The 21,122-nt window shown below is 41.2% G+C and carries 15 protein-coding genes and 2 tRNA genes; 5 read left to right on the top strand and 12 right to left on the bottom strand.

From position 1 onward, the window contains the following. Positions 1-59: 59 nt before the first annotated feature. Positions 60-365: a ComEA family DNA-binding protein gene (locus tag QQK06_RS17745; protein ID WP_284246133.1), complete on the top strand. Its 306-nt coding sequence runs from the start codon at positions 60-62 to the stop codon at positions 363-365. Positions 366-470: 105 nt separating this feature from the next. Continuing rightward, positions 471-944 (top strand): DUF2947 family protein, encoded by a 474-nt coding sequence (locus tag QQK06_RS17740; RefSeq protein ID WP_284246131.1) that lies wholly within the window; start codon positions 471-473, stop codon positions 942-944. 199 nt (positions 945-1,143) lie between these two features. On the opposite strand, the gene QQK06_RS17735 is transcribed toward QQK06_RS17740, so the two are convergent. The 4 genes from QQK06_RS17735 to QQK06_RS17720 form a co-directional block, all read right to left on the bottom strand. Then, the gene (locus QQK06_RS17735; protein WP_284246130.1) at positions 1,144-1,647 is read right to left on the bottom strand and encodes a hypothetical protein; all 504 of its coding nucleotides are present in this window, start codon (positions 1,645-1,647) and stop codon (positions 1,144-1,146) included. A gap of 202 nt (positions 1,648-1,849) precedes the next feature. Then, positions 1,850-2,917, bottom strand: a complete 1,068-nt coding sequence (locus QQK06_RS17730) for an AI-2E family transporter (RefSeq protein WP_284246129.1) — start codon at positions 2,915-2,917, stop codon at positions 1,850-1,852. Between the two features lie 123 nt (positions 2,918-3,040). Continuing rightward, positions 3,041-5,596: an ABC transporter permease gene (locus tag QQK06_RS17725; protein WP_284246128.1), complete on the bottom strand. Its 2,556-nt coding sequence runs from the start codon at positions 5,594-5,596 to the stop codon at positions 3,041-3,043. Continuing rightward, complete coding sequence (locus QQK06_RS17720) at positions 5,596-6,333, bottom strand: ABC transporter ATP-binding protein (protein ID WP_284246127.1); 738 nt, start codon at positions 6,331-6,333, stop codon at positions 5,596-5,598. The genes QQK06_RS17725 and QQK06_RS17720 overlap by 1 nt, the downstream gene beginning before the upstream one ends. Here QQK06_RS17720 and QQK06_RS17715 point away from each other — a divergent pair. Both QQK06_RS17715 and QQK06_RS17710 read left to right on the top strand, forming a co-directional pair. Beyond that, positions 6,332-6,949, top strand: coding sequence for an arylesterase (locus QQK06_RS17715; RefSeq protein ID WP_284246126.1), 618 nt, complete (start codon positions 6,332-6,334; stop codon positions 6,947-6,949). The two genes, QQK06_RS17720 and QQK06_RS17715, sit on opposite strands and share 2 nt — an antisense overlap. A 6-nt stretch (positions 6,950-6,955) precedes the next feature. Beyond that, on the top strand, positions 6,956-8,524 hold the full coding sequence (locus QQK06_RS17710) for a cation:proton antiporter family protein (protein WP_284246125.1): 1,569 nt from the start codon (positions 6,956-6,958) through the stop codon (positions 8,522-8,524). An 86-nt stretch (positions 8,525-8,610) separates the two neighbouring features. Here the strand turns inward: QQK06_RS17710 and QQK06_RS17705 are convergent, their stop codons facing one another. From QQK06_RS17705 to QQK06_RS17695, 3 genes are read right to left on the bottom strand one after another with little or no spacing between them, the layout of a single operon-like run. Next, positions 8,611-17,403: an Ig-like domain-containing protein gene (locus QQK06_RS17705; RefSeq protein ID WP_284246124.1), complete on the bottom strand. Its 8,793-nt coding sequence runs from the start codon at positions 17,401-17,403 to the stop codon at positions 8,611-8,613. Between the two features lie 24 nt (positions 17,404-17,427). Beyond that, positions 17,428-17,973 carry a hypothetical protein gene (locus tag QQK06_RS17700; RefSeq protein ID WP_284246123.1) on the bottom strand — a complete coding sequence of 182 codons (546 nt, stop codon included), beginning with the start codon at positions 17,971-17,973 and terminating at the stop codon, positions 17,428-17,430. Next, positions 17,961-18,251, bottom strand: coding sequence for a sulfotransferase (locus tag QQK06_RS17695; protein WP_284246122.1), 291 nt, complete (start codon positions 18,249-18,251; stop codon positions 17,961-17,963). The genes QQK06_RS17700 and QQK06_RS17695 overlap by 13 nt, the downstream gene beginning before the upstream one ends. Before the next feature lie 115 nt (positions 18,252-18,366). On the opposite strand from QQK06_RS17695, the gene QQK06_RS17690 reads away from it, so the two are divergent. Then, entirely contained in the window at positions 18,367-18,879 is a 513-nt protein-coding gene (locus QQK06_RS17690; RefSeq protein ID WP_284246121.1) for a GNAT family N-acetyltransferase, read from the top strand. A 43-nt stretch (positions 18,880-18,922) separates the two neighbouring features. On the opposite strand, the gene QQK06_RS17685 is transcribed toward QQK06_RS17690, so the two are convergent. The 5 genes from QQK06_RS17685 to QQK06_RS17665 all read right to left on the bottom strand — a co-directional run bounded on the left by QQK06_RS17685 (position 18,923) and on the right by QQK06_RS17665 (position 21,090). Next, positions 18,923-19,549: a phage tail protein gene (locus QQK06_RS17685; RefSeq protein ID WP_284246120.1), complete on the bottom strand. Its 627-nt coding sequence runs from the start codon at positions 19,547-19,549 to the stop codon at positions 18,923-18,925. Positions 19,550-19,581: 32 nt separating this feature from the next. Then, complete coding sequence (locus QQK06_RS17680) at positions 19,582-20,211, bottom strand: phage tail protein (protein ID WP_284246119.1); 630 nt, start codon at positions 20,209-20,211, stop codon at positions 19,582-19,584. A 50-nt stretch (positions 20,212-20,261) separates the two neighbouring features. After that, a complete protein-coding gene (locus tag QQK06_RS17675; protein ID WP_284246118.1) occupies positions 20,262-20,552 on the bottom strand; it encodes a DUF6916 family protein in 291 nt (96 codons plus the stop codon). Positions 20,553-20,731: 179 nt separating this feature from the next. After that, positions 20,732-20,807, bottom strand: a tRNA-Glu gene (locus QQK06_RS17670). A 207-nt stretch (positions 20,808-21,014) separates the two neighbouring features. Then, positions 21,015-21,090: transfer RNA gene (locus QQK06_RS17665), tRNA-Glu, on the bottom strand. Between the last annotated feature and the right edge of the window lie 32 nt (positions 21,091-21,122).

The raw sequence follows: 21,122 nt of genomic DNA, 5'->3' as shown, positions 1-21,122 counted from the left end.
TGTTAATACCAATGGTGTTAACCATCTTAAATGGAAGCAACAATATAAGGACATTAACCATGAAAAAAGTCATTTTTAGTGCGATTGTGATCGCGTTTTCCACCCTAAGTTTTGCTAATCATGCGTTTGATAACGATTCTGGTAAAGCAGTAGCAACCAGCGTCGTTTCAGACAGCGTGATTAATATAAATCAGGCTGACACTAAAGCATTGGCCCTGTTAAAAGGCATCGGTAAGAAAAAAGCACAAGCGATAGTCAGCTATCGCCAAGCGCATGGCGACTTTTCTTCTATCGACGATTTATTAAAGGTAGAAGGCATAGGCAAAAAAATCATAGAGCAAAATAAAGCTCGTCTAAGCATTTAAGCACAACAAAATGTGCCAACATTTCAATTTTGTTGGCACTCTCCATCAACAAAACATTTAACTACTGATATAATAGCGCGCAATTTCCCAGTCATATAAAAACAAATGAACTACATTCCACTCGATAATTTTAAATACGCCTGGATTTTTAAACACCAAAGCATGCCGGTAGCCACTAGTGCTCTACCACAAATAAAAGTAATGACAGAGCAACGTGCCATGGTGTTATGGGATACCTTTATCAGTAAATCAGCAGATCACCCTGACTTTTTTAAAGCAGGTGATTGGCCCTTTGATAAAAAGACCTGGAGTGATAATGGCAAGTGGCAAGGTATATGGGAAAATGATGAGCAAGCATTACCGCAAGCTATTAGTACTCACCTTCAATGGGACGATAATACCGTTGTCTATTACTGCCTCAGTAGAAAGCAGGTGATTGAAACGAACTGGAACATTTTTAAAACTTACTGGAAAAACTTTCTCTTTCTCGATGATGGCAGCCTACTAATCGGCAAAAAGCGCAATGAAGTTGTGCAATTTAGCGCAAATGGCCAATTTAAAATTGGCAATAAGAGCTAGCGCAGTCTAAGGAAAAATAAAAGGAATGTTCCTTTTTAACTATCGGTTATTACTCTAGTCCATGGATAAATAAGAATGTTGCTATGGCGATAAGAGCAAGCGTTCCGCATGAATGTTAGTGTTGAACGTCCATGGACGGAGTTGCAGTATTTTGCTTGTATATCTAGCAACAGTTATCGAGAAAATAGCCATTAAAAAACTAAAAAAATACCGTTAGCTTCACTCCGGTAAATACCTGGTTATCGGCTTTCCAATACTCACCATCAATTTGACGATAGCGGCTAAAGGCTTCTATGGCGAAATGCTCTAACTTTACCCCTAGGCCTGCCCCCAGATAAGCATCAACATCGTTATCCTGATCATAACGTTTACGAGACTCGCCAAACAACATAGCATCAGCTATTTCAATAACAAGCTCGCCATCATAATGCCGCTCATCGTATTCGTCTTCATCGCGATCTTGTAAAATTAATTCACTCAAATCTACCCCAACTTCGACATAAGCAAAGACATCAGAAAAATACCCATATTTAATGCCAAAATCCCAACTGATAAACTCTTGTTGCCAACCTTCAGTATCTTTAACTTTGCCTTTGCCCAAACTGCTACTGACTGCCAAGCCCAAATTAGATAAGTTATCAGTCAGCCATAATTCAGTACCAATACCATTAATATAGTCATCACCGTTAAATTCAGATTTCACAAAAACAGCTAACTGATCATGCTGACTAGCCAATGTAGGTAAACAAAGCAAAGATAACAAACAGAATAATAGGTATATTTTAAACATTAATAGTGAGGAATAAACTGACATGGCGGTATAATATCGAACACCGCCAGTAACTTACAATGGCAAATAAGTAAGAAAAATAAGGATATTTGTTAGATAGTGTAAGCGCTAAATACTATTCAGATTTTTGCGCTATCTTTTGCTGATAATCCGATAAATCATCACCGGCGAGCATTACCGCAAACCAACGCCCCTCTTTTGAGCTTTCCAGCGCAATTTTAATTACCATAGTTAAAGGTACAGATAACAGCATGCCAACGGTGCCCAGTAGCCAGCCCCAAAAAATTAAGGATAAAAATACCACTAACGTGGAGAGTCCAAGTCCGCGACCAAGATACCTAGGCTCTACCATATTCCCCATCACAGTATTGATCACCATATAGCCTAAACCAATAAAGCCGGCTTGTGCAGCACCAAGTTGCAATATCGCAAGCGACATCGCAGGAACAGCGGCAATAATAGAACCAATATTAGGAATATAATTTAATAAAAATGCCAACACCCCCCAAAGCAGTGGAAAATCTAGACCAAACAACCATAACATCAGCGAGACACAGGCACCTGTAGCAATACTCACTAAGGTTTTAATCGCTAAATAATGATTAACAGAGGATAAAAACCGATCGATTTGTTTAATACGCATTTGCGGATCATCGAGCGCTAGATGCAATTTTTTAGCCAGTGACGGCGCTTCAAATAACATAAAAATCACAGTAATAATGATCAAAAATAAGTTCGCCATGACATTGCCTAAACCGCTTAGCATGTCTGCCGCCAGCCCCATAGCTGCGGCGGGATCGACATATTCCGTCACTAACGCTGATGACAGCACGATATTAAAATGAGCCAGTTGCTCTATCACCCAGGATAACTGGCCTTTTAACTGCTCCCGGTATTGCGGCATTAACGCAGACAATTCACCCAAGGACTTCCCAACTAAACCGGCCAGTGAAACCACAATAATGACAAATAACGCAATGACCAATAACACAGCTAACGGCTTAGGTAATCGATATTTCTGCATTTTCATCACCAACGGATTACAAATAATAGCGATAAAGGTCGATAACAAAAATGGCACAATAATATTAGTTGCGGTTTTAACACCGGCAAAGACAATAAATAACGCAGCGGTTACTAGTAATGCCTTTAAAATCCCTGTTGTTTGTTGATTCAATGCCATAATTAAATTTATTTTTATTAAATGAATACCAATAATATACGTGAAATAACTCAAAGGGTAGGAAACTTATTGCATAACGTTTCCTACCCTTACTGACTAACCCGAATAATTGCTTTATAACGGCTACATGGTTCTGCGGATCAAGGTAACGCTAGTTAAATGCAACAAACGCCAACAACTGAGCATACCGATGGTACCAACAAATGCGGCCCCCGATAAAATCCCAACTAACCAATAGCTAAAGTGGAATGTAGGATCCATCTCGAAGGTTTGAGTTTGTAAAATAAAAACACCTATTTCCATACCAACACTTGCCATAAAACCGGCAATTGCACCGAGGGCTACAAATTCAAATAGTACACTGTTTCTTAATAATGAACCTCTTGCGCCTAAGGTTCTAAGTATCGCTAGCTCACGTTCGCGCTCTTCCATACTAGCTTGTACTTGGGCAATCAGCACTAAACTACCAGCAAGTACTACCAGCACTAAAATCAATTCGATTGCGATAGTTACTTGCTCAATCATTTCATTCAGCTGTTTCATAATGACATCAAAATCTATCATCGAAATCGTTGGATACTGTGCAATCAAATCATAGAAGGCATCTTTCTTTTCTGGTGCAACATTCCAAGCAGATATTGAAGTCGTTGGAAAGTCTTCAAATACCGCTTGGTTAAATACCATGATGAAGTTTAACTGCCGAGTTTTCCAATCAACCTCACGAATGCTAGTAACCGGCACGGAAAATGTGCGCCCGCCTAGATCAAACGATAACTCATCGCCTAATTTTATTGCTAATCGCTCAGCAACGCCTGATTCAATAGACACTTGTGGCGTTGTATCACCTTGTTGCCACCAACTTCCTTCAAGAATTTCATTTTGATACGGTACATTATCTTGCCAAGTTAAACCAAGCTCACGTCCCATACCTCGACGACCTTCACTTTCTTGCTCGCCATCGGTTTTTTCAGTGTTTGATTGTTCACCTTGTTTTTCGTCATCGCGATCGATACTCACCGTTTTTTCACCATTAATTGCCGTTAAGCGACCACGATATACAGGATAGAAGCCGCGATGAGGAATATCGTATTCTTCGGTAAATGCCTTAAGTGGTGATATCTGCTCTTGGGTAATATTAACTAAATATTGATTCGGCGTATCATCTGGAAATTGCGCTTGCCATTCATCAATGATTGAGGTTTTCATCACGGTGATCAACAGTAATAACTTAATGGCAATGGTAAAGCTGACTAATTGCACGCTATTTTCATTGGCACGACGCTTTAAGTTAGCTAAGGCTAAATGCCACGACTGCCCTGCTTTCGTTCCGACACTTCGTCCTGCGTTCATCACAACGCGTCCAATGATCAATAAAATTGCTGAAACTAATAATCCCCCCACTAAGAGAGAAATACTCATGACAAAGTCACCACTAAACATCAGCAACAAGACAAATAACGCAAGCAAAGGAATTAGCTGATGCCCACCAAACGTAGGTAGTGCATTGCTCTTAAATCCACGAATAACCGACAGTGGCGATGTTTGAATAAGTTCCTTAATCGGATGAATAGCAAATGCAACCGCACAGATCAGCCCGGTGACGATTGCCGTGACAAAAGGGATAAAGGTCAGCGGTGAATCATCTAATGAAAGATAGCTTGCAATCGCATTGGCACCGAGTAACAACAAACCATAACCGAGTAATAAGCCTGCAGCTATGCTGATCACACTGAGTAACGTCCAATGCAAGCAATAAAGCTTTCTAACATGTGACATGGTGGCGCCAAGGGCACGAAATACCGCAACTACGGATTGATGACGTTGACCATATCGGCGACTAGCAACGGCAACGGCAACTGCCGCTAAAACAATACCTAGCATACTGGCCAGTGATAAAAATCTTTCAGCACTGTCTAACGTTGATGATAAGCGATTTTGAGCGCGTTTAGCATCATACCAGCGCTGTGTATCATTAACCTGTGGCTTTATCCACTGCTCGAAATCTTCAATATCATCTTGCTCTCCGGCAAATAAATAAGCATGCCAAAGACGACTACCCGGTTTGACAAGCTCTGTAGCGGGTAAGTCATCAACATGCATAATAATGCTAGGCCCTGCTACTAAAAAGCGGTAAGAGCGATCGGGCACATTAACTAACACACCGGCAATTTTAAGTGGTGCTACGCCGATTTCTACAGTGTCGCCAATACTGACACCTAACCGACTTAACAAACTACGTTCAACCCAAAGTTCGCCACGGTTGGGGCCGCCAACAATTTCTTCCTTCCCGTCAATTGAACGTTTAATAGACAGCTCACCTCGCAAAGGATAGTTTTCACTCACCGCATCGATTTCGCTGAGCAGCATATTATCACCGTGAAATACCATTGAATCGGTGTACACTTTATTAGCTATCTGTAAATTCAGTGATTCTGCCTGTTTAATAATATTTTCATCAGCGGGAGCATTAGCACGAAACACTCGATCGGCTGCTATGGTATTCGTGCTATTGGCGACAATCGCATGTTTAATTTGCCCTGAAAATCCTGTTAACGAAAAAACAGTAGCAACGGCTAGCACAATAGCTAAAAAGATGATCGTTAATTCACCTCGCCTTAATTCATGATCAAGTAAACGAAACGATTGTTTGATCCATATATTATTTTTTACTGTCATCATTAACCCATGTTCGCTACGTTTTCAGTGCTAGGTTCAACAAAATCACTATCTGACTGGGCATCCGTTAACACACCACTATCCATTTCAACTTGTCGCTGACAACGCGCTGCAAGCTTAGGATCATGGGTAACGAGCACCAGCGTGGTGCCAGTTTTTTTATTCAACTCAAATAATAAATCAGTGATCGTTAACCCCGTTTTAGTATCAAGATTACCTGTTGGTTCATCGGCAAATAAAATATCAGGTTCCGTAATAAAGGCACGAGCAATCGCAACCCTTTGTTGCTCACCACCTGATAGCTGACCTGGGTAATGATCCATTCGATCACCTAAGCCGACTTGCTCAAGTAACTTTTGTCCGCGTTCAACTGCATGTTCTATATTGGCAAGTTCCGCTGGCAACATAACATTCTCTAGCGCAGTTAAACTATTAACTAACAGAAATTGTTGAAAAATAAAGCCAACATGTTGCGCTCTTACTTGGCTACGTTGTTCTTCATTAAGCTGGTGTAAAGGGTGAGTTTTAAGATACACTTCACCAGAACTCGGTAAATCTAATCCGGCTAAGATTGACAATAGTGTGGTTTTACCGGAACCAGAAGAACCCACTATTGCAAGGGTTTCTCCAGCATTTACCGTTAGATCGGTTGGCTGTAACAGCGATAATGATTTATCTTCTAACTGAACCGACTTCGTCAGATCATTAACTTTGAGAATTGTATCGGAACTTACCTGCATGAAAAACTACCTACTGTTTATTTACTTAATACTGTTTTCTTTATTAAATGGCTCAAAAGCTCAAGCATTTAACACCATTTTACTATTAGGTGATAGTGTCAGTGCAAGCTACGGGATGCAACAACATCAAGGTTGGGTTCATTTACTTAATGAACAGCTCAGCGAGCAAAAAGCACCTTACTCTATCCTTAATGCTAGCATAAGTGGTGAAACAACAAGTGGCGGTTTATCTCGACTTCCGGGCATTTTAGCCGATAATGAAGTGGCTCATTTAATTATCGAATTAGGGGGAAATGACGGTTTAAGAGGCTATAATCCAAAAGCTATAAAAAACAATTTGTTACAAATGGTCTCGCTTGCGCAAGAAAAAAACATTCCAGTTTCGCTGATGCAAATAAAAATAACGCCTAACTATGGTCCTCGCTATAACCAAATGTTCGAGGCGGTATTTAAAGAGGTTGCACAAGAAACCGATGCAACCCTACTCCCTTTTTTTATGGAACAAGTCGCACTAAATAAAGCGTTAATGCAAGCTGATGGTATTCACCCCAATGTCAAGGCACAACAGATAATTGCCGACTATGTCGAACAACAGCTCAATCAACTGATGAATTGATAAATTATGGATTTTATCTGGATTTTATTTGCCTTTAGCTGCGGTTTAGCGGCGAAACTTATTACTCTGCCGCCATCTATCGGTTATTTAGCAGCAGGGTTTATTCTTCATTTTCTCGGTTTTCAGGCTGATTCTATGGTTCTAGAATTGGCTAACCTTGGCATTACCCTAATGCTTTTTACTATCGGGTTAAAACTCAATATCCGTGACATCACCAAAATGGAAGTATGGGGAACAAGCCTAAGCCATACTGCTTTTTGGCTATTAATCATATTAATTCTGATTAAATTAGTTGCTATTATTTCACTGCCATTTATCAGTGACTTAAACTGGCAATCAAGCGCTATTGTCGTCTTCGCCTTATCATTTAGCAGCACTGTCTGCGTGGTTAAGCTGATGGAAGATCATGGTGAGATGAAAACTCGCCACGGTAAACTTGCTGTAGGCATCTTAGTCGTGCAAGACATAATTGCTGTGATTTTTCTTGTCGCGGCTACAGGTAAAATGCCGAGCTGGTATGCAGTGCTATTAGTATTAGCACTGCCGCTAAGACCTATTTTAGGTAAATTACTCAACAAAGCTGGCCATGGTGAATTACTGCCACTAACCGGATTTTTTATCGCCTTTGGTAGCTATGAATTATTTGAACTGCTGCATATTAAAGGAGATTTAGGAGCGCTGCTCGCGGGTATGTATTTAGCCACTCACAGTAAATCGACAGAAATCACCAAGTCATTACTTAACTTTAAAGATCTATTTTTAATTGGCTTTTTCCTATCGATTGGCTTTACCGCTTTACCAACTTGGGAAATGCTGGCAACTGCATCGCTGATCACTTTACTCTTACCGATTAAGTTTTTGTTATTTTTTATACTGGCTACAAAATTTAAACTCAGAGCACGCAGTGCGTTTTTGTCCGCGCTAGCACTGACAAACTTTAGTGAATTTGGCTTGATCATCGCTTCTCTTAGCACACAGGCAAACTGGTTAGCAAAAGAATGGTTAGTTATCTTATCGTTAGCTGTAGCTATTTCATTTATCACCACTAATATTTGCTACAACTTTGCTCACAAGATATATAGTCGTTATAAAGAACCATTAAAACAATACGAGCACGCAAAAAGGTTGCCGGAAGATGAATTTACCCAACCCGTTAATGCTCCAATTATGATCGTCGGAATGGGTCGTGTTGGTCTAGGTGCATACCGAGCGTTAGACTCACATATAAAAAACCAAGTCTGGGGCTTAGATACTGACCGAGATAAAGTTAACCGCCTCACTCAGCAAGATATTCATGCCTATTATGGTGATGCTGAAGATGTTGAATTATGGGAAAAAATCAACCTCAGTGAAATTAGATTAGCACTTTTAGCACTACCTTCAGTCGAAGATATAGCAAATATTACAGCGCAACTTAAAAATGCTCACTTTGCGGGACAAATCGCAGCCATAGCCCGTTATGATGATGAACGCATTGCCTTAGAACAACTTGGCGTTGATAAAGTATTTAACTTTTATGCTGAAGCCGGGGTAGGTTTTGCAGAAGAAAGCATGAGCTTATATCAGCAAGCCTGAAAAAATCACCGGTGATTCCGTGATAAATAGCGAAGCCAGTATAGTTTTAACTTAAATAACTTTACTGGCTTCATACAATCAGATGATTAAAAACGCTTATTGCTATATTCCCGATAACGACGATACATTAACGCTAACACCAGACTAATCAACCCGAAAAACAGGCTGCCGCCGCCGGATGATTTTCGTTTAGTGACAGTGATAGTTTCATAGCGGGTAACCGTCACAGCTACATTTGCTTGACTTTCGCCACCACTTCCGTCTGTTATCCAATAAGTAATATTATCTACACCTTCAAAACCTTTTACCGGTGTATAGGTCAGGGTATTATCGCTATTAATAACAACGCTACCATGTTCCACACTTGCTGCGGTCAAAATCAACGTATCTTCTTCATCAGCGTCTGAATCATTGACTAAGACATCGATAATTATGCTGGTATTATCATCCGTTTCTGCACTATCATTGACCGCTACTGGTATATTGTTAGGTAAGACAGTAACGGTCACTTTGCTGCTGGCTGAACCACCATTACCATCACTAATTCCATAGTTGATATGAGCCTCTCCATAATGGTCTTGCTCGGTGAGATAATAAAGACGGTTATCCACTATCGACACCTGGCCGATATCGCTGCTTGCACTGGTAATGGATAGGTTATCACCATCGATATCGGAATCATTAGCCAAGACATCAATGTAGATATTGTGGTTACTTTTCACTGTAACAGTATCAACTTCAGCAACCGGCTTATTATTATTGGTTACTTGCACCGCAATACCACCAGGATCATCAATCGCCCCGTTGACTTCACCGTCACCATCGTTAGGACCACCATCTTCTATGGTCAATTGTACGCACCAGTGACCCTCTGTTAATCCAATAGTATAAGCTTCGTCCGCAGGCGGTGGACAAAATCCTTCAGAACCAGGTGCTGACGAAATATTATTGAACTCATTAACAACAAAGTTCTGCCACTGACCCTGAGCTAATTTACGATAAACGGCATTAGCAGGAATAGGTGTAAACTGAGCAATAACAATATTAACCGACTGCCCAGCGACCGGTAACTGTTCAACAGAAAAATCAAATAAGCCATTGCCATAACTAAAGTCGCTGTCAATAGGATTTCCCTGGCCTTGATTACTATGAGATTCAATATCCTGTTCACTAACGCCGGTATTACTACCACTGGCTCTAAATGCAACTTCACCTAAGGAGAGCATTAATCCAGGTTCAGTTTCCATTAAAAAGGCTTCTGCATTCGCCTGTCTCTCCTGCACCACATTAGCTGCCACTTGAGCTGCATCTAGATAATTAGGAATACCGTCATTATCACTATCACCTAATCCTTCATTTTGGTCATTGATACCATCGCCATCACTATCTTGCTCGGTCAGTTGTGGCAATGTCGCTTCAACTCGGATTTTCAAACTGTCTTGACCGACTTTTTCACCATCACTAACGGTCAGTTTTATCGGATAGACTCCAGGCGTTAATTCAGCGGGCTCAAAAGTAAAGCTTCCTTCATCTGCATCAATATCTGTTAACTTACTATCAGTTGCAGACCAATCATAACTATGGCTATCGCTTAGGTTAGGATCCGTCACTGTTGCATTGACTACCACAGGACCTTGTGTTTGTGAAACTAACCGAGTCACAGTGTTTAATTGGCTAGCCATTAACTGAACCTCAGGTGCAATATTACCTTCGGCGATAGTAATAGTATGACTAGCCTTTGCTCCTAACACGGCATTTTCCGGCTCAGTTAAGCTGATAACTAATGCTTCATTATCTTCCCCTGGGCCATCATCAATCAAATGTGCGCTCAAAACTTTTTCAATTTGTCCCTGCTCAAATGTTATCGTAGCCGGTACAAGATCGTGATCTAATTCATCGGCATTGCCACTTAAATTAAAGGATACTGTTACCGGGTAAGTGACAGCAGGTCCATTAAGAATAACCCTAAAGTTAACGTTTGAACCTTCAGTAGACACTTGGTCTTTACTCAGACTGATAAGTGGAATGACATTAACATTTTGACTAGCAGCAACTTGGGAATCCCCCTCAACAGCAGACCAAGAGACAATATGATGACCAGGAGCGAAGAAACCAGTAGCGTCAACACTGACAGGAATATTATTGCCTTGTTCATTGGTAGCAATCGCAGTGCCCATATTTACTTGCGTAAACAGCCCGGAAGCATTAACCGTCACATCGGCTGGAGGTGTTATCGAAATATTGCTAACTGCCGAAGCTAATGTCAGCATAGCTTCTGCACTCGCTTGTGCCCCTGCAACATCTTGTATAATGTAATTCAATTTAGCGCTACCATTATAGCCTTTAGGCGGTAAGTAATTTAGCAGGTTATTAATAACTTCAACGGTACCTATATCTGCACTGGCCTGATAAATACTAAGATCATCGCCATCTATATCACTATCATTTGCTTGCACATCAAGTGGCTGATATTCGCCACTATCTGTGTTTATAGTAAAGCTATCATCTTGTGCTTGCGGGGCATCATTAACTGGATTTACCGTGATGGTAACACTGGCGACAGCTGAAGTTAGCTGACCATCGGAAACCTGATAACTAAAACTGTCTTCGCCATGAAAATTGGCATTTGGCGTATACAGCCAGCCACTATCTTGCTGAACAAGCTCGCCAACAGTTGGCCCAGTTGTGACACTAACCGTAAGTTCATCCTGATTAGGATCTGAGATATCTAGTTCGAAACTAATACTGGTATCTTCATCCAGAGAAATATGACTATCTTTGGCAATCGGTGCTTGATTACTAAATTCAACCACAGCTGTTTGCTCAGATCCCACACTTTCAAAAGTACCATTACCGTCGGTAAAGCTCGCCTGCACACTAATTTGCGTACCGACGTCGTCGAGGACTAAAGTATAGCTAGCGCCTGTAGCACCAGCAATCGCAATCTCATCTCGAAACCATTGATATGAAATATCTCCTAAACCGTCATCATCAGCAAGCGTATTGCTAGCCGTTAATACTTGCCCTGTATGCGTAGTACCTGAAATAGTAACGCCACCTGATGGAATATCATTGATATTTGCGACCACGGCTGTTGCATTTGAAGTAACGCTCTCAGCCGTACCTTGGCCATCAGTGTAACTGGCTCTCACCTTAATATTGCTGCCGACATCTTCGTCACCTAAGCCGTAACTACTACCTGTTGCCCCTGATATCACTACGTCATTTCGAAGCCACTGGTATGAAATCACACCTAAACCATCTGCATCAGCAAGCGTATTGCTAGCGTTAAGGATTTGATCTTCTACTGCTGAACCAGAAATTAGGACGCTTCCGGTTGGGCTATCATTGACACTCAAAATACTTACCCTAGCAACTGCCACTGGGCCTTGATTATCATCGTTGTCTGTCGCAATAAACTCAATAGCACGAATCGTCGTATTAGGCTCTCCGCTACTATTAGCATACTGTATGCTTTGTATTATCGCTTGCATAGTCGTACTATCGGCGGAAGCATCATCTATAGTAACACTTAGCTCCCCATTTGCAGCGTTGTAGCTAGACACAGTGACTGACTCACTGTTCACCACCTGACTACCACTGCCTAAAGTTGAACTTAAGGTTTCATTAGCTCCATCAGGACGATTAGTTAAGGTAGCGATAACTGCTTTATAACTACCATCATCTGAAATAGTCACATCACTATCAGCTAACGCCACCGCACTGCCACCTTCACTATAGTTGGTGGTAAAATCATTATTACTTGCGCCACTACTATTGTCGCTATCAAGATCAATTAGAGGCGCTCTAATTAAATTAACCGTAATATCCTGATTGCTTGAGCTTGAATTACTTGCTTCGCCATCATCTAGATATATCCGCACAGTACGGGCAAGTAAATTAAGTGTAGAGTTGTCTGAGTTAGCGTACTCAATTGCTGATACCAACTGCTGTACTCTAGTAAGAGTAGCATTGTTGTTTAGTGAAATAACGAGATCTGTACCAGCACTTCCCCCAGTAAATGTTCCAATAATTAGCCCGCCACTATCACTATGATTGACATTACTGCCCGACGTTGAAATAGTACCTAGATCTCCTATTTTAAGTAAATCTTCAGCAGCTTGTGCATTAGCAATAATACTGACAGTTAGACTACCGCCGTTAAGTTCGCTTGTGGTTAAATCGGTTAGAGTGACATTACCACCATTATCTAATACTACGTCATTCCCCCCAACAATATAGGAAACCGAATCACCATTAAGGCCATTAAAACTAGGCGCAGTATTAGCCACTGTGATTCCAGCACTAGCATCAGAGGTATCACCACTCGTAACACTAGTATTCCAGTCATCTGCTGCAGCTAAATTGTAACTAGTATTATCAGCTGACTGATTCCCGGTATTGTTTAGTAAAGCATTGACAGCTGACTTATCAGTTGCACTAAGAGTTAAGGTGAACTGAGTAATAGAATCTCGTTCAACATCTGCAGTATCAGTTAGGCCATAGCTGGCCCCAGTTTCTCCGGTTATGCTGAGCATGGAGGCATCAATATCACTGCCACCACCATTTGCTTGAATATTAGAACCAGTGACAATCAGAACCCCAGTGTCTGGATTATACACTGCTGATGCGAGTTGTGGACTAACTTCAACGCTAGTGCCAATCGTTGTATCAGCAATATTAGTCGCAGCATCTGCTGCCGTCATCCAATCTTCGGCAACAGCAACGTTGTAAGTTGAACCGCCACTGGAAGTACCGCCAAGCTGATCTAACAAAGCATCAACATTGGTTTTATCTGCGCCAGTCAAAGTAAAGCTAAAGGAAGTAGCTGAAGTAAGTTCGATATCTGTAGCAGAAGTTAAGGTATAGGTTTGATCACCAACACCACCGGTAAAAGTAAAAGCAGACACATCAATGTCATTACTAGCGCCGACTTTTTTATAAAAACAACTACCCGCTACTGTCACAACACCGGTGTCAACATCATAAGCAACACTGGTGATACTTGGTGCACAAACATTACTGGCAGTGATAGCATTACTGGTCAAATCAGCAATATCATTCCCAACAGGTGCGCCCGCTACCCAATCGTCCGCAGCAGCCAAATTATAAGTCACCGCACTGCTGGAAACCGTACCATTTTTGTTTAACAGGCCATGAACATTAAGCTTATCGGTTGCACTTAAAGTAACAGTTGCTAAAGTATCGCTGGTTATTTCAACATCGGCAGTATCCGTTAATGTATATGACCCTCCTTCGCCAGTTACACTAAGCAACGAAGCATCAATATCATTGCTGCCCCCACTCAGACTTATCAACTCAGAAGCCGTTATGACCAACTGACCTGTATTCCAATCGTAACTAGAACTGGTTACACTTGGCGTAGTGTAGTTACTCACAGTGACACTGTTACCTGTGAGATCGGCTATGTTTACCGTAGCATCAGCACCTATGTTCCAATCTTCTGCCGCCGCTAGATTATAGCTAGTAGCCGAGGTCGCCGAGGTCGTACCGTCTTTATTCAGTAACGCTTCTACATTATAAATATCCGCACCGGATAAGGTAACTGAGAAACTGGTACCTGAACTAATTTCTACATCAGACGAAGAAGCAAAGGTATAAGTCGAACCACCTTCACCGGTGACAGTCAACATCGACACATCAATATCATTAGCTGCGCCGTTGGACTTTAAAAAACCAGAGCCAGAGACAGATAATACGTTAGTGCTGTAATCATAAGCAGCTAAACTAATACTTGGAGCAACGACATTGCTAACAGTAATGGCACTTGTTGCATCCGAAGTGTCACCACTAGTGACGACAGTAATAAAATCATCTGCTGCATTTAAATTATAACTGGTGCCACCGGTGGAACTACTGCCGTTTTTATTCATTATTTGATTCACTGCTGCTTTATCGGTGGCACTAAGTGTCAGAGTGAATTGTGTTGTACTATCAATTTCTACATCAGCGGTATCAGTTAAGGTATAAGTGGCTCCACCTTCTCCTGTTAATGTCATAAGCGAAGCATCAACATCAGCCCCCCCTCCATTTGCAGTAAAACCTGTACCCGTAGCCACCACAACGCCATTATTCGCATCATATGTTGCTAACGTAATTGTTATCGATTGCGATGTAATATTTGAACTATCCGTCAGAGTCAATCCCCCTGAGATTGCTCTTAAAGTAAAGGTTTCATTGCTACTTGCTCCGGTATAAGTGATGTTAAGTCCAGTAAATGTAGAGACTCCTGAGCTTGGTGTAATACTTACTGTCGCACCATTGCCGTCAGTATCACCAGTTCCGGTCATCGTCGCGGTGCCAGCGCCATTTTCAGCTAGTGTAATATCGGTACTATAACCAGTATCGATAACATTATTAGCATCCACCGCTGAAACCACAGGTACTGTAGTAAAACTTTCAGCTATACCACTTTGTACAGTTAATGGAGCAGGTTGAGTATCAAATACTAATTTACTCGCTACAACATCTGAAGTAACAGCATTAGCATCAACAGTGGATAAATCAGAACCAACGCCATCTTCATCATTGGCGGTCAAAGTAAAGCTCTGCTGATCAGCCGTTGCGCTATATACCACATCGGTAAAAGTCGCCACACCACTAACAGCCGTTATGTCTGTATCTCCAGATAAGGTGCCTGCACTAGCTTCTGTTACCGTAATAGTTTCAGTAAAATCAACATCAATATTGCCAAAAGCATCTCTTGCCATCACCACAGGCTGAGTACTCAACACACTTCCCGATGTTGAACCCGCAGGTTGAGTGGTGAAGGCTAATGCGGTAGCTGTGACATCCACCGTGCTTCCGCTACCATTAGTCAATGCCGAGGTGGTGCCCATCTGGGTACCAGAACCACCTATCGTTAAATCGGTATCACCATCGACACTCAAAATAAAGGTGTGATCTTCAGTTAAATTAGTATTGTCGTTATAATAAGCATTTACGGTGTAGGTTTCACTGGCACCATCTGCAACCGATATTGATAAGCCAGAAAAAGTAATGGTATCACTACCGGCATTGTAAACACCCGTGACATTAGACGCATCATTACCGTTAAGACGCCAGGTAAGCTGATCTCTTACTGTGTCACTCGCAGTACCAGAAACATTAACAGTAATCGCAGAAACAGTTAATGCTTTCCCATCGGAAGTACCACCATCACTGATGGTAAAATCAAACACCCCCAACGCTTCACCCACTGTATCCACTGTGGTATCAAGGCCAATGGGTTCAGATACACCTCCAGCCGCAGTAACATCACCGTCACTGTCTGTAAAATTGTTAACAGTGATAGTAAAACTTTCTTGATAGCTCGCCGTACCATCACTAGTTTGCACACAAACATCATAACTGCCTGACGATACACTGCCTGATGTTTCCAGATCATCATTAGTGTTATCAACCTGAAAACTGGCATTATCGTCATCACCAGAAGCGCCACAACTGCCATTATCCGAAGCACCATCGGAGACTAGTGAATAAGTATGCGTATCACCACCATCGGTATCAGTGGTAGACAAATTGCCAATGACAGCCCCAGAACTGGTAGCAATATCATTGATAGAACTGCTATCAAGCCCAATATCTGTTGGGGCACTATTTGCAGCAGTGACATTGGCGACCACTATATCGTCAATTTTTAACCAAGACAAAGTCGAGTCATCAGGATATTTTACGGCAAGCTTAGTAATACCTTCCCAATTGGCACCGCTAACATTAATGGTTGCGCCAGAGTTGCTAACTAGATTTGGCGTATCCATTGCGCCACCTTTGTCAGAAGTAATTCTAATCGCTTTAGTTCCTCCGGATGCGTTGTAAACGTAAATTGAAGTTACGTCAAAGGTCTCATTATTGGAAAAATAGAGATAAGTTTTATTATTGGTGGAACTTACCGTACCTGCATAAACATAACCACTTACGAAATTATATAGGTTATTGGCACCACTTGGGTCAGAAACCACTTTAAAGGTATAGGAAGTTGTCGGTACTACGTAAGATTTTGCAGCCGCATATCCCGTGGGCAAATTGTTTAAACTCAAGTTACCACTAAACCCCAAAACATCGTCAAAATTCAGCAGAGCCTTTGAGTCAAATAATGGCGCAGATTTAACATCACCTTTTTTAACTTCCAGATCCCAGTCGCCTCCCATAGAATCATGTCCAGTTAAATCATTAGACGCTGCTATATCCAGACTTGTTTGGTGAGACAATAACGCCAAAGTCTCTTGTCCATTACCTGACTTAGCCAAGTTACAACCATAAAAGAAAATATCTCCACCTGGCTTAATCGCTGACTTTAACCCATCAACATTGTTAGCGGTGGTTAACTCGCTCAGCTCAACTTTATCTTTCCCTAACTGAATATAACCGTCACCTGCATGTGAAATTAAATGTAACGCTTGTAAGCCATTAAATAGCTGTAATATTTCATTCAGTTGTTCCAACCCTGGCTTAGTGTTATCAATAAACCTGATTTCAGCATTCGCTTTGATTCCCTGTAACAAGGTTGAGTAATTAGCAACCCCTTTATCAACAATCACTAATTCATCTGCCAACATCCCTGAGGCTATTTCTAATGGCACAGCTGGATACTGCTCAACAACCTTAAAGTCATTTTTATAACTCAACAATTGCAATGACTGATGAGCATGAGGAAGTTCAAGAAAAGGATTTATTGAGCTTAGCGATTCACGATTAAATTTATTATTATCTGAAAAGTCGGAGAACAGATAATTTTCTTTACTTGCCGTTCTATAACTTGTTGTCAGGTATGAATAGGCACCGGTCATTGGACTTAAGGCTCCCACACCTAAAGGCATCATGACTGCCATCAACTGATTAAATTTAGACTGTCTCACTTGTGGTCCCTCACTTTTTAGATGCTAACTACTTGATGATTTTGCAACAATCGTACTGGCACTTGTGCCATTACTGTCTTGCCAAAATGCCATATCGCTATATTTGGCAAATAACTCAGGCGGTAAAATGGTTCGTCTGGGAGTAAACTCTACTTTTTGTTTGACCTTATGCTGGCCTTTAACTCCTAATAAAGTATCAAACTCCCCAGCTTCGTATTCAACATGATCAAAATCATGAGGAAACGGTGATTGGTCTATGAACTGATAAAGTAGTTCCATGCAACGTGCTGGCCGGCTAACTAATAAGTCATTATCAACCAGTAACAATCTGGCAGAGTGCTCACCATAGTAGGCCTCTTTTAATGCGATCCATGCACAAACACCAACTGTAGACATCATGGACTCACAACGAGAATAAACAGTTTGTCGGGTTTGTGGCGTAAACATACGGCTATAGTCAAAAGGATTTTTCCGGTAAATACGTTCAACACTATCCATGCCCCAAGCAGGATTACGCACACAATAAATGATCTTAAAATCGTCATCTAATAATTCTGTTAGCTGGTGCATACGCGCCGTCCACTGTCGATTCGTATCAAAAATAATGTCTTTGTCTTGGTGTTGATAATAATAAGCATTAAATAAAGACTGACAGATCCATTTTCGTATTTCTTGATTAAAAAAAGGATAAAACTCGCTACTCGCCCCATCTGCTTCAGAGCACTATTGATCAAAGCGCCTATAGGACTGGACATAGCAGCATAAAAATGAGGATGTTGTCGTAAAATCCCAGCAAGTAAAGTAGAGCCTGACCTGGGCAAGCCTGAAATAAAATGGTACTTCGTCATAAACCATCCGTGATATTTTCATTATTATGCAATGACCTAAAACCATAAGTCTTTACAACTGATAAAAATAAGTATAGATAATAAACAATGGAAGACAAAAAAATAACCAAGGATAATGATGAACAATAAAATTCAGCTACCGGACGGCTTAGGCATTCGCCTAGCAAACACTTCCGACAACGCCTTCATTGAGCAATTATTTAATTCGACACGACAGTTTCTCGATCTGGCTGACGCTGAAACTGACTATCTAAATATGGTGAAATCACATCAATTACAGTTACAAACTGAAAGTTATGGCCAACAATCACCCGATGCCATGACATTTATTATAGATAAACAAGGCACATCTATTGGGCGTATGGTATTGGATTTTGGCAAAAATATTGTGCATATTATAGATATTGCGCTAATTGTCGATGCAAGAGGAAAAGGTTATGGTAAATCAATTATTCAAGCCGTGCAGCATATCGCATTAAAGCAATCCCTACCGTTAGGCCTAACTGTTGACGTTAGAAACCTTAAAGCAAGACAGCTTTATGCTTCTTTAGGTTTTCAACTAGCAGAAGCTCATGACATATACCAGTTTCTACTTTGGTACCCTACTGCAAACAGAATACAAGTTTAAGTTGAAAATGTGCCCATTAAATGGGCACATTTTGACTTTATCACTAGTTCCTAGGTGGAAAAACTCCAGCAAGGGCGACACTGAAGTTTACCGCTGTACACGGGTTTAACAACACTAAGGAATCATTGTTACCTGCGTTTTGAATATTTACCGTACCATCCCCCTGCCCACCGCCATGAACACCACCTAAACTGACTAACGAACCAGATGATGGGCTGGTCTTAAAGATTTTCTCCGGCGCATCAGTGCCAGGTAAATCTGCAGGACTAGCAAGATAATCGCCATGAGTCAGTGTAGCAGTTGTTCCCTGATCTTGGGTGACTGCCACATCAACCTCTGGTACTCCACCACGCGCATTAAAGCTTGTCTGGTGTTGATGGGTAGGCAAATGTGCTGTATGCAATGATTGATACTGCCCACCTCTTTTAGTGCCTATGACAAAAGCTTGTTGGCCATAATTATTACCCATATTAAAACCAACACTTGCTCTCGAAGTTAAGTTAGGTAAGCCAAAACTTGTACGACCATCACCACCGTAATTATTACTAAATATCGCAAACAATGCCTGATTTTGGACAATTCCCTGTAGGGCACCATTACAAAATGCCCATTCTCTGGGGGGAAAGCTAAAGGCAAATAGTTCTATCTGCCCTAAATATGGTTCTGACATAATCATCTCCTAAAACAAATAATTTCCCTGCATTAATTTCGAGAAGGAAATATGCCGGTTAGAGCAATACTAAAGTTAACGGCAGTAAACGGATTCAACAAACTAAAAGCTTGGCTACTGCCAGTAATTTCGACCGTGACTGTACCACCCGCAGAGGCACCTCCGCCTGAAACTCCACCAAGCAACACTAATGAACCAGAAGAAGGGCTACTATTAAACATTTTTTCAGGAGCATCCGGTCCTGGTATATCGGATGGTGCAGCAAGGTAATCCCCATGATCAGGAGTTGATTTATCACCTTTATCGGTTGTCACCTGCACCTGTGCAGCATTACTACCACCTACAGGTGTGAAAGTTGCACCATGAGTATGAGATGGCATCTGTTGTTGAGTTAAGGTATGGGTTTGCTGTCCATGCATTTCCCCTAAATCAAACGTTTCCAACCCAGGACCATTTCCCATATTAAAACCAACGGGAGATCTTGAAGTTAAATTAGGTAATTTAAAATTTGTTCGGCCGTCCCCCCCATACGCAGTACCTAACAATGAAAATAATGCGGTATTTTGGCTAACGGATAAAGTTGCACCATTACAGAAAGCCCAACCGCGAGGAGCATAATTAAAACCAAATAACTGTATTTGGCCGTAGAAAGGTTCAGACATATTGATTTCCTTTTCTTTAGTTAAAAAAATCGCAGCTCTGAGCTGCGAAACTAATCCTTAATGGGGGATGAAATAATTGCTTCATAATCAATTAAACTTTTAGGAGAAATAAATAGACTATTAAGCGTTAAATCAGGATGGGTTAACGAATAACTACCTTGAGTGAAATGAAACTCTGGAGAGCCTTTAAAACAAATAGCATGTGAACACCAACCTTCATTGCTGTGCTTGCTTGGTTTTACTGCCGTTATTTCAAGTTCAGCCGAATTTCCTTTATCATCGGTAAGTTGAATATTTTCGCCAATGAGATTTATAAAACTTTGACAATTCAATGCCTGCATAAACTGATTCCTTGTTGGTAAATATGCATAGTATCCTTTGCGCGTGTACTATAAATAAAAGCAGGATAATGGCGAAAATCAATAAATTTGACAAAATAAATTAAAAATGAAGAAGTGGCTGAGTTACAACAAAGAAGAGATAAAGAAAAAGCCCGCTCAGTTGAGCGGGCTTTTGAAAGTGGCATCCCTAAGGGGATTCGAACCCCTGTTACCGCCGTGAAAGGGCGGTGTCCTAGGCCTCTAGACGATAGGGACACTAAAACTGCTCGCGAAATATATTTCGCGGTTTTAGTGTAAGGTGAGTCTTGAGCTTGCGAAAGCGAACGACATTTTTCACACTAAAACTAATAGTATCTTCGAATAGGTACTTTCATACCTACTCATTTCTGGCTTTCACCAAGGTATAAAACAAGACCTAGATTGCTTTACCCTACTCCATTGATTTTACTCAACAGATGAATGTGGCATCCCTAAGGGGATTCGAACCCCTGTTACCGCCGTGAAAGGGCGGTGTCCTAGGCCTCTAGACGATAGGGACACTAAAACTGCTCGCGAAATATATTTCGCGGT

The sequence above is a fragment of the Thalassotalea insulae genome (assembly GCF_030161395.1).
GTDB lineage: Bacteria > Pseudomonadota > Gammaproteobacteria > Enterobacterales > Alteromonadaceae > Thalassotalea_E > Thalassotalea_E insulae.
This window is presented reverse-complemented; position numbering and strand designations above follow the sequence as displayed.